Below are 14,711 nucleotides of genomic sequence, written 5' to 3'. Positions count from 1 at the left end.
CGTGTGGGAGAGTAAGACACCGCCGCAACCACACCACATGGAGGCCCTGACAGGACCTGGTCGAGCAACACTGCTCCCAGAACCCCTGCCAGGGCCTTCACCCATTCACCACCTCAAATCCCACACCGCTGCTTATTCCATAGGCCCTTCGCCTATAGACGTCTTGGGCAGCTTTGCTATGTGCTTCCTGTTTTGTGTTTCCCCGTGCAGCTTCACACCGCCCGGGGAATCTTCGTTTCTGCGCTCAGCGCCTTTGCTCAGTGCCTATCGGTGAATGTCCCATATGAGCGATGAAAACGCTGTAGAGGAGTCCCCTCAACGTTCCGCTCACCTTGATCGACAACCGGCCCCGAAACAAGGGTGTGCGTCGCAATTTCCGTTTGCTGCGCAATGACGACAGTGAAATAGGCAAGACAGCCGGCAATGGCCACCTCGCCCAACGCAGTCTGCTCCGTCGGGATCTGCGACAGCAGTCCGTAGATAGGCTGTCCGGGCGTTCCAAGCCATTCGGCAGTGTCCTGCTGGTCTGCAGACAGAACACTCAGAGTGTACCGCCTCGCAGTGCCCAGAGCCTCCATCATGCGCGAACCGGAATAGACAGAAACCGCCATCGTCGGAGGATCCCAAGACACACTCATATAAGAATCAACGGTGATTGCCGCGGTGTGCGACCCCTTTGCACATGTCAGAACAGCAAGCCCGGCAGTCATATAGCCGGTCAGGCGCCGATAGTCGTCAATGCCGACGGAATCACGTTGGGGTCTATCCATACCGCTCAGTTTAGGTGGCTAGAATGCTGGCATGTCTGAAACGTTCTCGGCTCCCGGTGGCAGCGCCACCATTGAACGTCAGCAACAGGAGCAGCTGACCGAACCCGGCGACCACGAACGCTTTTCGCACTACGCCCCCAAAGCCAAGATCATGGAGGCGATGGTCAACGGAACGCCCATCGTCGCCCTGTGCGGCAAAGTCTGGGTTCCCTCCCGCGACCCACAGAAATTCCCCGTCTGCCCAGCCTGCCGAGAAATCTACGAATCCATTCCAGAAGGCCCCCAGGAGCCCGACGACCAGTGAACGCTCCCGGAAGAGTTCCGGGCACATCAGCAGCAGAGCAGCTGCCTCCGGCTTATCCCGAACGCGCTGCGTGGGGTACAGCCGGCAAGCTTCGTGCCTGGCAGGCTGAAGCCCTCGAACAGTACTTCAACACCGAACCGCGAGATTTCCTCGCAGTTGCTACCCCCGGGGCGGGTAAAACCACTTTCGCTCTGCGACTGGCAGCCGAACTGCTGGCACAGCGCAAAGTCGATCGCGTGACCGTCGTGGCGCCCACCGAGCACCTCAAAGTGCAGTGGGCAGACGCTGCCGGCCGCGTCGGCATCAAACTCGACCCGCGGTTTAAGAACAGCGACGGTTCGACCGCTCCCGGTTTCCACGGTGTAGCAGTGACCTATGCACAGGTGGCAGCAAAACCCGTCCTGCACCACAACAGGACGGCCCGTGCGCGCACCCTCGTCATACTTGACGAGGTGCACCACGCCGGCGATGCACTTTCCTGGGGAGACGCGATCCGCGAAGCATTCAGCCCCGCCCGGCGCCGCCTGTCGCTGACAGGCACGCCTTTCAGGTCTGACACCGCAGCCATTCCCTTTGTGACCTACGAACCCGATGACGAGGGCATTCGCACTTCGCAGGCCGACTACTCCTACGGCTATTCGCGCGCACTCGAAGACGGCGTTGTCCGCCCGGTCATCTTCATGACCTACTCGGGCAATATGCGGTGGAAGACCAAAACCGGTGACGTCATGGAGACCCTGCTGGGCGCTGACGCGACAAAAGACATCCACGCCCAAGCGTGGCGGACCGCACTTGACCCGCGCGGAGAATGGATCCCCGCGGTCCTCAAAGCCGCTGACATCAGGCTGAGCGAAGTGCGGCGCTCCGTCCCCGACGCCGGCGGTCTGGTCATCGCGACCGACCAGAGCACTGCACGCGCCTACGCAAAACAGCTTAAGCAGATCACAGGCGAAGAAGTCACCGTCGTGCTCTCAGACGAAGCAGGCGCCAGCGATCGGATCGACGAATTCCAAGAGTCCGACCGGCGGTGGATGGTCGCCGTGCGCATGGTGTCCGAAGGCGTCGACGTGCCGCGGCTGGCCGTGGGGGTCTATGCGACATCATCGGCTACACCCCTGTTCTTTGCGCAGGCCATTGGACGTTTCGTGCGTGCCCGCAAGCGCGGCGAAACGGCCTCCATCTTCCTGCCATCCGTGCCGATTCTCCTGGCCTTGGCCAACTCGCTGGAAGTTGAGCGCGATCACGCGCTGGACATCAGAACCGAGGACGGTGAAGAAGACGAGCATCTGCTCGATGATGATGCTCTCGAACAGGCGAACAGGAACGAAAGTGCGTCGTCGGCTCTAGACGAGGGCGCCTACGAGGCGCTGGAATCGCAGGCGTCCTTTGACAAAGTGCTGTTCGACGGCGGCGAATTCGGTGCCGGAGGTGCCGTCGGCTCGGAAGACGAACTCGACTTCATCGGCCTTCCGGGTCTGCTCGAACCCGACCAGGTAGCCGAACTCCTGCGGGCCAGGCAGGCCGAACAGGTCAAACGACGCGGCAGCGGCGGACAGACCGCACAGCCACAGCCGCAAGCCGATGCGGCGGAGCTTCAGCACCGCGCGCTGAAAGAAGACCGCAGCAAACTGCAGTCCATGGTCGGTGCGTGGGCGCGCCGGACAGGCAAACCGCACGGCTCAATTCACCTGGAGCTGCGCAGAGCCTGCGGGGGACCGGCTGTAGCGCAAGCCAGTCGCGAACAGATCCTCGACCGGATCAACACTCTGCAGCGCTGGTTCGTCGGCAGAAAATAGCTGCCGCTCAGGCGTCGTAGAACACCGTCGGGATCGTCGGGTCGCCGTCCTGCAGGCGCCGTGCCGAACGGGGCAGTTCTGCCATGGCCGCCCGGTGCATTTCCTGAGCTCGAACAACCGCCTCGGGGCCTGTGAAGCTGTCATCGATTTCCCCGTCGACAACAAAGTCAACCTGCAGGTCACGACCGCCGCCGACAGTCTCCGGAAGATGCGGAACCCCAATGGCTTCCTGTATGGCTGTTCCGCCGGACAGCACCCGCCGCGCAGTCTTGAGCCCGCCGTGTGAGCCCTTGCCCGCAGCCTTTTTGGCCACCGAGTGCCACTTGCCGGAATCGTCCTGCCTAGCCGTGAGCTTGTACACAAGGTTGGCCGAGGGTGCCCCGGAGCCGGTCACCAGTCGAGTGCCGACACCGTAGGAATCCACGGGAGCTGACGCCAATGCGGCAATTGCGTATTCATCGAGATCGCTCGTGACGGTGATCGTGGTGTTGTGAGCCCCGAGGGCATCGAGCTTGTCGCGCACCTCGGCAGCCTGAATGCCGAGGTCACCCGAATCCAAGCGCACACCGCCGAGTTTCGGACCGGCTATGCGGATGGCTGTTTCGAGTGCTTCGTCGACGTCATAGGTGTCCAGCAGAACAGTCGTGTCAGTTCCGAGTGAGTTGATCTGCGCACGAAAGGCGTCTTCTTCCGCGGCGTGCAGAAGGGTGAAGGAATGTGCCGACGTGCCGATGGTGCGCAGACCAAACCGGCGCCCCGCCTCGAGATTCGACGTCGATGAGAAGCCGGCAACAACAGCGGCCCGGGCCGCGGCAACAGCACTGCTCTCATTGGTGCGCCGCGAACCCATTTCCGCCAGCGGCCGGCCCCCCGCCACACTGCTCATGCGCGAAGCCGCAGCCGCTACCGCACTGTCGTAGTTGTAGACCGACAGGGCGAGGGTCTCCAGGATGACCGCCTCGGCAAACGGGGCCTCCACAATGAGCAGTGGTGAGCCCGGAAAATAGACATCGCCTTCCCGATAGCCGCGAATCGTGCCGGAAAAGCGGTAATCGGCCAGCCAGCCCAGAGCATCATCAGAGACAACACCGGTCTCGCGCAGAAAGCGCAGCTCGTCATCGCCGAACCGGAAGCGGCTCAGTCCCTCCAGCAGCCGACCGGTGCCGGCAACCACACCGTAGCGGCGCCCAGGCGGGAGCCTGCGCCCGAACATCTCAAACAAACACGGAGTATCCGCAGTGCCGGCATCCAAAGTTGCCTGCAGCATCGTCAGTTCGTAATGATCGGTCAGCAGAGCGGTCGACGGCCCGTCTGACGTTGTGAGTTCACGCATACTCGCGAGCATATCGGACCGCTCAGCGGGTCTTTTGGGAGTCAGTGCAATACAGTTGACTCCTGTGAGTACCACCGCCTTGCCCGTTGCAGAATCCGACGTCCTCGCTGACGCGCAGACCGATCCTGCGCTGCCGTGGGTCACGATCGTGTTCAACGACCCGGTCAACCTCATGTCCTATGTGACATACGTGTTCCGGTCCTACTTCGGCCACTCCCCGGAAAAAGCCGCCCAGCTCATGCGACAGGTCCACTATGACGGCAAAGCCGTTGTGTCCCAGGGAACGCGCGAAGAAATGGAAAAAGACACCGCTGCCATGCACGGCTTCGGTCTGTGGGCCTCGTGCAGGCAAATGGATTCGGGGGGAGCGGCATGAAGCTCTATCCCAGCAGCTCGGCATTTGCGCAGCTGGAGTTCGGCGGCACGGAGAAGGCAATCGTCGCCAGAGTCGTCAGCGACACCATCACACTGCTCGACAGTCGGTCTGACAGCGAAAGCACCGACCCCTTGGCGAAACTCGTGGGCATAGAAGACCGCGAACGGCCCACCGACCCGGCGCTCCTTCGGCTGCTGCCGGATGCCGACCCGGAAAATCCAGAGGCCTCCGCTGAGTTTCGCCGCTACACCGAAAACGACATCCGCGAAGGCAAAATCGCGAACCTGCAGACCATCCTCTTCACACTGAGCAAAACCAGTCCCGCCGAAATCGGTCGGGACGAAGCCCACGCGTGGATGATCGGCCTGACCGACGTTCGTCTGGTCATATCCAGTCGACTGGGAATCGTGACCGAAGACGATATGCAGCAGCTGTACGACCGCGAAGATGACCTGGACGGCAACGATTCCGCCCTGCTGTCCATCTACGACTTCCTTTCGTGGGTACAGGAGCGCTTCACCGAACTGTTCATGAACCAGCTGGACGGGGACAGCGAATGATGAAGCTCACTGCGATCGGCACGTCCGGTTCCTACCCCGGTCCGCATTCCGCCGCAAGCTGCTATCTGCTGCAGGTGGAAGCCGACAGAACGTGGAACATCGTTCTCGACCTGGGTTCGGGCGCGCTGGGGCCGCTGCAGCGCTGGATCACCCACACCGACATCGACGCGATCGTGCTCAGTCACCTACATCCCGACCACTGCCTCGACGTGACCGGCCTGTACGTCATGCACCGCTACGACCCGCGATTCCTGGAAGCGGGCGGGCATCCGAACCGGTTGGCAGTGTACGGGCCGGCGGGAACCCGCGAACGGCTCACCGCCGCCCACCATACGGAACCCGGAGCAAGCCCCATTCCAGCCGATTCCGCCTCGGGAGATCTCGAGCAGGCATTTGACTTCACCGACATGCGCAATGGCGAATCCTTCACGGTCGGTCCTGTGACCATCACCCCGCACCTCGTGCACCACCCGGTTGAAACCTATGCCGTGCGGGTCGAATACGCCGGTGCCGTGTTGGCCTACTCCGGTGACTCCGACGCCTGCGACAACCTGACCACCGCGGCACGCGGCGCTGACGCCTTCCTATGTGAAGCTGCGTTCGAAGACGGCCGCGACACAGTGCGCGGCATCCACCTCAACGGCGAACGCGCTGGCCGCACCGCGCAGGAAGCCGGGGCACAACGGCTGATTCTGACGCACATTGCACCCTGGACCAATGCCGAGACCGTCGCCGCCGCGGCAGCACACCACTACACCGGCCCCATCGATCTTGCAGTGCCTGACCGCACATGGGAGATCCGGGCACAGCGGACGTCAGAACCCGTGGCCGCAGGTGCCTAACAACAACACTGAGGAGCAGTCATGACCCGCTTTGACGGCCGCACGGCCGATCAGCTTCGACCCGTTTCCTTCCAGCGCGGTTGGCTCGACCACGCCGAGGGCTCCGTGCTCGTGGAGTTCGGGAACACGCGCGTGCTGTGCGCAGCCTCGCTGACCGAAGGCGTGCCCCGCTGGCTCAAAGGTGAGGGCACCGGATGGGTCACAGGCGAATACGCCATGCTGCCGCGTGCCACCCACACCCGGTCGAGCCGCGAATCCGTCCGCGGCAAGGTGGGCGGACGGACCCACGAAATCTCACGACTGATCGGCCGCAGCCTGCGCGCCGTCGTCGACACTGCACAGCTGGGCGAAAACACCATCCAACTGGACTGCGACGTCCTCCAAGCCGACGGCGGAACCCGCACGGCAGCCATCACAGGGGCCTACCTCGCGCTGCACGACGCGATTGAAAAGGGGCGCGAACTCGGCTGGATTCGCAGCAGTGCCAAAGTGCTCTCGGACTCGCTGGCGGCAGTCTCCGTCGGCATTGTCAACGGCACCCCGGTTCTCGACCTGCCTTACGAAGAGGACTCGCAGGCCGAAACCGACATGAACGTGGTCATGACCGGCTCCGGCAAGTTCATTGAAATCCAGGGCACTGCCGAAGGCGAACCGTTCGACAGGGGCGAACTCACAGCGCTGCTCGACCTTGCTTCCCTTGGCTGTGCCGAGCTGACTCGCCTGCAGAAAGAAGCGCTCGAGGCATGACCGGCCAGGATGGCGGCCGGGTCGTTCTGGCTACCGGAAACGAAGGCAAACGCGCCGAACTCGAAGCAATCCTCTCGCGGACCCTGCCGGGCATGACAGTTGTGACATCTTCGGCTTTGGGCCTTAGCAGCCCCGTAGAAGACGGCACGACGTTCGAAGAGAACGCGCTGATCAAAGCCCGCTCCGCCGCTGCCGAAGCGGGTCGACCCGCTTTTGCTGACGACTCCGGTCTGACCGTCGGCATTCTGGGTGGTGCGCCGGGCATCTTCTCCGCTCGCTGGAGCGGCAGCCACGGGGACGACCTCGCCAACAACCGACTGCTGCTGGCTCAGCTGGCAGATGTCAAAGACTCTGACCGCGCTGCCGCTTTCGTATGCGCCGCGGCCTTTGTCGATACCGACGGCACTGAGATCGTCTGCCGAGGTGCCCTGCCGGGTGCGCTGGCCCGCGCACCGCACGGATCGGGCGGGTTCGGCTACGACCCCATCTTCATTCCGGAAGGCCAAGACCGCTGCCTGGCAGAGTACAGCCGGGAGGAGAAGAACGCTGTTTCCCACCGGGGGAGGGCCTTCAGCGAGCTGGTGGAGAAGGTTCGAGCACACTTCGCGAGCTGACCTGCGCCGTCTCAGCGGACCGGCGGCGTACGTTTCTGCGCGTTCGCACCTTCAGCCCTGCGCGCAGAAAAGGCGCGGCCGGTGTACTCACCGGCCGCGCCTTTTATTCTGAAGCTGCAGGTTCTGTATTACCAGCCGTAGATCTCGGTGATCTTGATGGAGTCACCGTCGATTTCGAATTCGCCGCTGGCGATCACGGGTGCAGGGGTCGCCAGCTTCCACGCATTCTTGCCGCGGCTCTTCGAGTCGGCCGAGAACTGCGCCTTGCCGTTGTCGGTGGTGCGGAACGTGCCCTTGCCGCTTCCGCTGTCAAGCTTCGCGGACACCTTCGGGTTGGTCACCTTCCACGAAACAGTGTTGAGCTTGACGTCCTTTTCAGGCTTGATGCTGGTGTTCTGTGCCTTCTTCGGCAGCGAGATGGGACCGCAGCCCTTCTTTTCGAACTCTTTGGCCTTCTTGCAGTCGTCGATGCGCTTGTCGACCTGCTTCTGCACTTCCTTGCCCAGTTCGCCTGTGGGCTTCGGGTCGACCTTGAGCTCTGCGCCGCCGTCGTCGCCGCCGAAACCGACCGTGGTCTTTGCCGAAGCCGATTCAATGAACTTCGAACCCTCAGTGGAGATTTCGTAGGTGCCGGGCAGGACCGCGTACTCGGTGTCGGGGTTGGAGGTTGTGAAGTCCTCCCCGTTGATCTTGACCTTCGCGCCGGCCGGGGCGTTGATCTTCACGGTGCCGAGGTCAGGGGCATTGAGCTTCCACTTGTCGAAGAAGAGTCCTTGCTTGCCGTCCTTGCTGCCGGTCAGATCGATGCTCTTGTCTTCTTCGCCCTGTTTGTATCCGACGGTGATCTTGACATCATCGCCATTGCGCTCCGAAGCGGTCACCTGGGCATTGGACAGAGTATCGGCAGCTGCCTTTGCATACTTCGGGTCGTCGATGAGGTCAGTGTAGGCGTTTTCGGGTGTATCAAACGATGCGTATGAGCGCGCCTTTTCGAAGTCCCCTTCGTTGAGAGCCTCGACGAATTTTTCAGCCGTGGCGTCTGGGCCATACACGGTGCGGTTGATGATGAAGTGCGCAATAGCGCCGACAATCACCAGGATCACCACGACGGAAGCGGCGATCACAGGGATCAGCCACGCCGCCGTGTTGGACTTTTTTCTGGGGCGTTCGCGGACCGGGGCGGCGGCAATCGCAGTGCCGCCGCCACCTGCTGGGGTGCCCATGCCGGGACCCGGCGGAGGTGTCATCCGACCTGCACCCGCAGCACCGGCCCCTGCCGCAGCGCCTGCGCCGAAAGCACCGGCGCTGCCTGCGCTTGGGCTCACAGGGGGTATGACCGCGGTGTTGCCGTCTGCAGGGCCACGAGGTGCCGAGGCGGGGCGAGCACTGTGCTGCCCGGCCTGCGGTGGGCCCTGCGGACTAGTCTGCGGCTGCTGTGGGCTTTCCTGCCTGGGAGCCTGTGCTGGGTCCTGCGCACCGGCGGGAGGAAGCACCGTGGTTTTGGCGTCTTCGCCTCCGGGCGGGTTGCCCATCGGAGGTTCGGCTGCGGGCTTCGGCGCGGGCGTGCCGCTTTGGGGTGCTCGTTGAGGCGCCTGCGGTCCATAGCCGTTTGCAGGGCTGCTCGGGGGAGTCGGCTGTTCAGGGGGACGTCCGGTGCCGTAGTTCGGCTGTGGAGACGACGAGCTGTTGCTGCCTTCTTCGGGCGTTGGCTTGCTCATTGCTTCCTTCTTCGCGTTGATTGTCTGAGACCTGCGCCTCAATCTATCAGTTGGGCCCAGTCTGCACCTTCTTTCCGCGTGGAAGCTGGGAACCGAGCCGAAGCTCGTGCACCATAGGGACAATGGACCCCTCGGCACAAAGACTTCGCATCCCCTTCTTCGCAGTCCGCTCGGCGTTTCCGGCTGTCATCGTGGTGGGTGCTGTTGCGTTCCTCTCAGGTGCTGCGGTGTGGACGATAGCCGCTGCACACCTCATGCCCACCTCGGTCATCCTCGTGTGGGCGACGCGCGGAATCGCCGCCGCCGCTGGTCTTGCCGTGCCGTTGGGATCAGCCGTGCTGTCTCTGCCGCCGACCCTCGCCAACCTCGCGCTGTTCTTTGCCGTCTACTGGAGTGGGGTGCGGCTGCGCCGGATGCTCGACGACAGTGACCCAGAAGGTGAGGACCGCCTGGTGTCTCGGATCATCGGGGCCGCTTCGCTCTTCGGGATCTTTGCGCTGTTGGTGCTCATCGCCGCGAGCATCGGCGGAGCCGCCTTTGACCTGCGCGGTGTCATCCGTGTCTGCGTGCTTTTGAGCGGTCCCGTACTCGTGTCCCTGCGGCCGGCCGGTGAGCTCATCAACCGGGCCGTGCGCGACTACATGGGCTCAGCCGCGCTTGAAGCTCTGCGCATGTCTCGTGCCCAGACCCTGCGTGTCTTCGCGGCGCTGATCATCAGCTCGAACGTCGTTCTCGCCGTTTTGATAGCCGTGCGCTTCGGTGAGGTGACAGCCGTGCTGCAGGCGTACTCATCGCCGAGTGCTGCAGCGGTGGGACTGGGTGTGATCCAGCTTGCCTACGCGCCGACCGTGTGGGCGGCGGGCATTGCCTGGGTTTCCGGTGCGGGAGTCACTCTCGCCAGAGGTGTCGAACTGTCAGCCTACCGAGGTGCCGAGGGCATCGTTCCGCCGCTTCCCATCGCCTACGCTTTCCCGCCCGAGCCCAGTCCGTGGGCCGGCCTGCTCGCGCTCATTCCGGTTGTCGCCGTCGCTGCGGCGGTGACCGGGCGGGCCGAGTGGCAGTCGGCTGCCCAGCTGTGGCCGGCGGTGTTCTCTTCGGTTCAGATTCTCCTGGGCTTTTCCGTGCTGTGCCTGTTCTTCTCCGGCGGCATCGGCGGGGGAGGCCTCAGCGAAATCGGCGTGGACGTTGTGCCCACGATGCTCCTGGCGGGTCTGGGCACGTGTGCCGTCGTCTTCGCGGGCATTGGAATGGTGCGGCTGCGCGACCACTTCGCCGCACGAGATTGAACCGTGCCTGAGGAAATCAGCTTTCCGGGGCAAGTCCGGGCATGTCGATGCCCGTGAGGTTCTTGAACTTGCTGTTGAGGGCTGTGTTGTATTCCGAAGTGCACGACACTGAAGCCTGTTCGGTCAGGGCTGAGCTGACACACTCCTGGTAGTCCGCCTGCTCCTGGTAGGTGAGCATCGTGCCGATTGTGCCCAGCCCCACGTAGCCGGACACGATGATGCTGATGACGCCCATGATGAACCACGAAGCTGGGCGGTTCTCCCGGCTCGATGCAGCAAAGAAGCGAATGGCCACAACGACGGCGGCAACAGCGAGAACGCCGGCCGCCACCTTGATGGGAACACCGAGCATGGACACCAGGAGACCGCCGATGACGAGCATGCTCAGTGTCGTTCCGAGCTGGGCGGCTCGGCTTGGCTGCTCGGAATCCTTCTTCGGCTTCTGGGTATTTGCTTCGGGTTGAGTCACGCTGTCCATCTTGGCATACCTCGTGACAGATGTGGCTGCTGGCCGCTTGGCGGTCCGCCCCGCTCAGATTTGCTCTACCTGGTGGACAGTGTCTTGCGCGGGTCTGTCACTCATGGGCGATTCAACTGTGGTGTGGGTTGCTTATAGTCCGAAGGCTCCACCGCTGACGAGGATGACGATGCCCAGCCCGATGAGCACTGCTGGGAAGAGAATGTCTTCCCACCGTTCCAGGGCTTCGGCAATAGGTTTTCTTGAGCTGATCCATTTGGCCAGGAACACCAGGACGGCCACCAGTACTAAGAAGACGATGCAGCAGGCCAGCACTGCACCCCAGCTGACGCTGACGAACACTGGCACATAGACGCCGAGATTGTCGCCGCCGTTGGCGAAGGTCACGGCCGCCACGGCCCAGATCGAGACGCGTTTGCCTTCCAGCTGTGCTTCGTCATCATCGTCTTCGCCGCGATTTCGCCAGGCCTGCCATGCCGCCCAGAGACCCAACCCCAGGGGAATCAGGCCAAAGTACGGCAGGATGGCTTCCGGCAGCAGTATTTGGGCGCCAAAGGCTGCTGCTGCCGCAGCGCCTAAAATACCCAGGAATCCTAGATATTGTCCCACCAGGATGCGGCGGGTGGTTCCTGGTTGTCCCTGGCCTCGGGCAAAAAACAGAGACAGGATGACGACGTCATCAATGTTGGTGGCGATAAACAGGCCAATCGCCTGCACGAGGGAAGAAATCACGCGCTGAGCTCCTCATCATGAGCACAACCGGCAACAGTGCAGACCGGATCAATGCAAGGGGCAGCTACGTCAACGGCCAGGGTCGTGTCCACCAAGGCAGTCAGTGCCTGCGCCAAGTGTGGGTCCGCGATCTCGTAGCGGGTTTGGCGTCCCTGATGCTTGCCGACCACAATGCCACAATCGCGCAGACAGGCCAGGTGGTTGGACACATTAGACCGTGTCAGGTCCAGAGCGTGGGCAAGGACCGCCGGATATTCAGGCCCCTCCAACAGCGTTAATAAAATTCGGGATCGCGTGGGATCGGCCATGGCTCGACCCAACCGGTTCATGACATCTAAACGAGCAGAATTGGTCAGCATGTAGTGAACTATACAGCAAACACTGAATAGTGCGACTAGATTTTCTAGATTTTACGGGAACGACAAGAGGTCTATGCGGCTGTTGACTTTGCTCAGCGGTTTTTCGCAGCTTCATGTGGCGGCCTGCTTTCACCTCTTCTGTTGCTGCCCAAATGCACCACATAGACTGCCGGAGCTGACCAAGGCGTATAGGGGTTGATGCAAAAGCTGGCATACAATTCCGCATGTGCGTCTACTGCTCCTGGCCTCCGGCACCGGTTCCCTCGTCCAAGCCGTCATCGACGGGCTTGCAAACACGGGCGTCGAGATCGTCGCCGTCGGCTCTGATCTGGCAGACGCGCCGGTCCTTGACCGGGCTCGCGCGGCCGACATCGAGGTGTTCAGTGCGCACCCGCGGGACTACGCCGACCGTGCGGCATGGGACCAGGCTTTTACTGAGACTGTTGCCGGCTACAGCCCCGATTGGATCGTCTCGGCAGGCTTCATGCGAATCCTGGGAGCCTCGTTCGTTTCGCGCTTCGGCGGACGGATCATCAACACTCACCCGGCTCTTCTGCCGGCTTTCCCCGGTGCTCACGGGGTGCGCGACGCGCTTGACTACGGCGCCAAGGTCACAGGGACCACCATTCACCTGGTTGATGAGGGCGTGGACACCGGACCGATCATCGCGCAGTTTCCCGTTGTGATCGAACCGAATGAAACCGAAACGGTCCTGCATGAAAGAATCAAAGCAATCGAGCGCCGCGAGCTTGTGCATCTTCTGCGCTTTCTTGAGCACGGCACACTCGAAGTGAGTGGACGGCATGTGTCCGGGTACACGCCGTCAGCTCCGTGAAGCAACCTGACCGAGGAGCAGAGTGAACGACCAGCGTCCCATCCGACGAGCACTTATCAGCGTCTATGACAAGACCGGACTCGAAGAGCTGGCAGCCGGGCTGACGACCCAGGGTGTCGACATCGTGTCAACCGGTTCGACCGCGGCGCGGATTGAAGCCGCAGGAGTGCCAGTGACGCCAGTCGAACAGCTGACCGGCTTCCCCGAATGCCTCGAAGGGCGCGTCAAGACGCTGCATCCGAAGGTCCACGCCGGCATCCTCGCCGATTCCCGCAAAGCCGACCACATGGACCAGCTGGAGCAGCTGGGCGTTGAACAGTTCGACCTCGTTGTGGTCAACCTCTACCCGTTTGTTGAAACGGCTGCCTCGGGCGCCGGGTATGACGACGTCGTCGAACAGATCGACATCGGCGGACCATCCATGGTGCGCGCAGCTGCAAAGAACCACCCCACGGTTGCCGTTGTGACCGACCCGGAACGGTACGCAGAAGTCATCGAGGCCGCCGGTTCCGGTGGGTTCGACCTTGCCGCCCGCCGCGAACTTGCCAAGGCCGCTTTCGAACACACCGCCGCATACGATGTCGCGGTTGCGGCGTGGTTCGGCCAGCAGCTGGGCGGGGAAGATGCCGAACCGGACTTCTTCGGGATGACCGCAGAGAAGAAGAACGACCTGCGCTACGGCGAAAACCCGCACCAGAAAGCAGCCGTCTACGCGTCACCCGGCACCGGCGGCGTAGCCAACGCCGTCCAGCACGGCGGCAAGGAGATGTCCTACAACAACTACGTGGACACCGACGCGGCTCTGCGCGCCGCCTACGACCACGAAGACCCAGCCGTTGCGATCATCAAACACGCCAATCCGTGCGGCATCGCAACAGCGGACACGATTGCCGAAGCACACCGACTGGCCCACGCCACCGATTCGCTGTCAGCCTACGGCGGCGTCATTGCCTGCAACCGTCAGGTTGACCTGGCCACAGCCGAATCAATCAAGCCGATCTTCACCGAAGTGGTCATTGCACCCGGCTATGACGCTGATGCGCTGGAGCTGCTGCAGACCAAGAAGAACCTGCGGATCCTTGAGATCGACGGCTACTCGGTGCCGCCCATGGAATACCGTCAGGTCAGCGGAGGACTCCTCGTGCAGGACCGCGACGCGCTGCAGGCTGTCGGCGACCGTGCAGATCAGTGGACACTGGCAGCCGGTCAAGCCGTGGACGAAGAGACACTGGCCGACCTCGAATTCGCGTGGCGGGCCTGCCGCGCAGTGAAGTCCAACGCGATCCTGCTGGCATCCGGTGGCGCAGCCGTCGGTGTGGGCATGGGGCAGGTCAACCGCGTGGACTCTGCGAAGCTCGCCGTTGACCGAGCAGGCGCTGAACGCGCTCAGGGATCGGTTGCGGCCTCGGACGCGTTCTTCCCGTTTGCCGATGGCCTCCAGGTGCTCATCGACGGCGGTGTGAAAGCCGTCGTTCAACCCGGCGGTTCGATCCGTGACGAAGAGGTCATCGCCGCTGCCGAAGCCGCGGGCATTTCGATGTACTTCACCGGCACGCGCCACTTCTTCCACTGATCGACCGTCGCCCACACGATATGGCACAAGCCGGAAAAACCCGCAGCCGCCGTGCGAGCCGTGCTCGCAAGGGCGGCCGCGGTCCCATTTCCAAACGGTGGATCTACTGGAAGCGCCGCTACTCCAACCCGGTGCGGCGCGACTGGGTTCTCCTGTACACGCTGATCGGCATCGCCTTGTCCTGCGCCGGTGCGCTGGTGAACGTTCGCGTGGGCGGCATTATGCTCGCCGCGACAATCGGCGCTGTTGGGCTGCTGCGGATCATTCCGAGCTCATGGCAGAAAACCTGGGTCAACCGAAGCGCAGTCACCGATGCTGCGACAACGCTGCTGGCCGCGGCCCTCTTGGTTTTTCTGGCCCTGACCCTGCCGTCAGCCTGACCCCAGAG

The 14,711-nt window shown here is 62.7% G+C and carries 17 protein-coding genes; 11 read left to right on the top strand and 6 right to left on the bottom strand.

What is annotated here, in order from left to right:
- Positions 1-257: 257 nt before the first annotated feature.
- Positions 258-770 carry a flavin reductase family protein gene (locus tag GC119_RS08250; protein ID WP_151952878.1) on the bottom strand — a complete coding sequence of 171 codons (513 nt, stop codon included), beginning with the start codon at positions 768-770 and terminating at the stop codon, positions 258-260.
- 31 nt (positions 771-801) lie between these two features.
- Between GC119_RS08250 and GC119_RS08245 the strand changes: the two genes are divergently transcribed.
- The gene (locus tag GC119_RS08245; protein WP_151952877.1) at positions 802-1,074 is read left to right on the top strand and encodes a DUF3039 domain-containing protein; all 273 of its coding nucleotides are present in this window, start codon (positions 802-804) and stop codon (positions 1,072-1,074) included.
- Positions 1,071-2,870: a DEAD/DEAH box helicase gene (locus tag GC119_RS08240; protein ID WP_151952876.1), complete on the top strand. Its 1,800-nt coding sequence runs from the start codon at positions 1,071-1,073 to the stop codon at positions 2,868-2,870. Before GC119_RS08245 ends, GC119_RS08240 begins: the two co-directional genes overlap by 4 nt.
- 7 nt (positions 2,871-2,877) lie before the next feature.
- On the opposite strand, the gene GC119_RS08235 is transcribed toward GC119_RS08240, so the two are convergent.
- Entirely contained in the window at positions 2,878-4,203 is a 1,326-nt protein-coding gene (locus tag GC119_RS08235; RefSeq protein WP_151952875.1) for a nicotinate phosphoribosyltransferase, read from the bottom strand.
- Positions 4,204-4,267: 64 nt separating this feature from the next.
- Between GC119_RS08235 and clpS the strand changes: the two genes are divergently transcribed.
- From clpS to rdgB, 5 genes are read left to right on the top strand one after another with little or no spacing between them, the layout of a single operon-like run.
- Positions 4,268-4,579 carry an ATP-dependent Clp protease adapter ClpS gene (gene clpS / locus GC119_RS08230; RefSeq protein ID WP_070576881.1) on the top strand — a complete coding sequence of 104 codons (312 nt, stop codon included), beginning with the start codon at positions 4,268-4,270 and terminating at the stop codon, positions 4,577-4,579.
- On the top strand, positions 4,576-5,139 hold the full coding sequence (locus GC119_RS08225) for a DUF2017 domain-containing protein (RefSeq protein ID WP_151952874.1): 564 nt from the start codon (positions 4,576-4,578) through the stop codon (positions 5,137-5,139). The genes clpS and GC119_RS08225 overlap by 4 nt, the downstream gene beginning before the upstream one ends.
- Positions 5,136-5,981, top strand: coding sequence for an MBL fold metallo-hydrolase (locus GC119_RS08220; protein ID WP_151952873.1), 846 nt, complete (start codon positions 5,136-5,138; stop codon positions 5,979-5,981). The genes GC119_RS08225 and GC119_RS08220 overlap by 4 nt, the downstream gene beginning before the upstream one ends.
- A gap of 21 nt (positions 5,982-6,002) precedes the next feature.
- Complete coding sequence (gene rph / locus GC119_RS08215; protein ID WP_151952872.1) at positions 6,003-6,728, top strand: ribonuclease PH; 726 nt, start codon at positions 6,003-6,005, stop codon at positions 6,726-6,728.
- On the top strand, positions 6,725-7,342 hold the full coding sequence (rdgB, locus tag GC119_RS08210) for an RdgB/HAM1 family non-canonical purine NTP pyrophosphatase (protein WP_151952871.1): 618 nt from the start codon (positions 6,725-6,727) through the stop codon (positions 7,340-7,342). The genes rph and rdgB overlap by 4 nt, the downstream gene beginning before the upstream one ends.
- A gap of 128 nt (positions 7,343-7,470) precedes the next feature.
- Here the strand turns inward: rdgB and GC119_RS08205 are convergent, their stop codons facing one another.
- Entirely contained in the window at positions 7,471-9,060 is a 1,590-nt protein-coding gene (locus GC119_RS08205) for a hypothetical protein (RefSeq protein WP_151952870.1), read from the bottom strand.
- 122 nt (positions 9,061-9,182) lie between these two features.
- Here GC119_RS08205 and GC119_RS08200 point away from each other — a divergent pair, with 122 nt between their 5' ends.
- Positions 9,183-10,346, top strand: a complete 1,164-nt coding sequence (locus tag GC119_RS08200) for a DUF6350 family protein (RefSeq protein WP_070576865.1) — start codon at positions 9,183-9,185, stop codon at positions 10,344-10,346.
- Positions 10,347-10,362: 16 nt separating this feature from the next.
- Here GC119_RS08200 and GC119_RS08195 read toward each other — a convergent pair whose 3' ends face one another.
- The 3 genes from GC119_RS08195 to cmtR all read right to left on the bottom strand — a co-directional run bounded on the left by GC119_RS08195 (position 10,363) and on the right by cmtR (position 11,915).
- Entirely contained in the window at positions 10,363-10,815 is a 453-nt protein-coding gene (locus GC119_RS08195; RefSeq protein ID WP_070777451.1) for a hypothetical protein, read from the bottom strand.
- Between the two features lie 141 nt (positions 10,816-10,956).
- Positions 10,957-11,556 carry a cadmium resistance transporter gene (locus GC119_RS08190; protein ID WP_070576858.1) on the bottom strand — a complete coding sequence of 200 codons (600 nt, stop codon included), beginning with the start codon at positions 11,554-11,556 and terminating at the stop codon, positions 10,957-10,959.
- A complete protein-coding gene (gene cmtR, locus GC119_RS08185) occupies positions 11,553-11,915 on the bottom strand; it encodes a Cd(II)/Pb(II)-sensing metalloregulatory transcriptional regulator CmtR (RefSeq protein ID WP_081499761.1) in 363 nt (120 codons plus the stop codon). The genes GC119_RS08190 and cmtR overlap by 4 nt, the downstream gene beginning before the upstream one ends.
- 226 nt (positions 11,916-12,141) lie before the next feature.
- Between cmtR and purN the strand changes: the two genes are divergently transcribed.
- From purN to GC119_RS08170, 3 genes are read left to right on the top strand one after another with little or no spacing between them, the layout of a single operon-like run.
- Entirely contained in the window at positions 12,142-12,750 is a 609-nt protein-coding gene (gene purN / locus GC119_RS08180; protein WP_151952869.1) for a phosphoribosylglycinamide formyltransferase, read from the top strand.
- Positions 12,751-12,772: 22 nt separating this feature from the next.
- Positions 12,773-14,323, top strand: a complete 1,551-nt coding sequence (purH, locus tag GC119_RS08175) for a bifunctional phosphoribosylaminoimidazolecarboxamide formyltransferase/IMP cyclohydrolase (protein WP_151952868.1) — start codon at positions 12,773-12,775, stop codon at positions 14,321-14,323.
- A 20-nt stretch (positions 14,324-14,343) separates the two neighbouring features.
- Positions 14,344-14,703 (top strand): hypothetical protein, encoded by a 360-nt coding sequence (locus GC119_RS08170; protein WP_070576851.1) that lies wholly within the window; start codon positions 14,344-14,346, stop codon positions 14,701-14,703.
- Positions 14,704-14,711: the final 8 nt, after the last annotated feature.

Origin of the sequence: Brevibacterium sp. Marseille-P9724, from assembly GCF_902500275.1 — a bacterium.
Classification (GTDB): domain Bacteria; phylum Actinomycetota; class Actinomycetes; order Actinomycetales; family Brevibacteriaceae; genus Brevibacterium.
The sequence above is the reverse complement of the archived record's forward strand: the minus strand, read 5'-3'. Positions and strand labels throughout refer to the sequence as shown.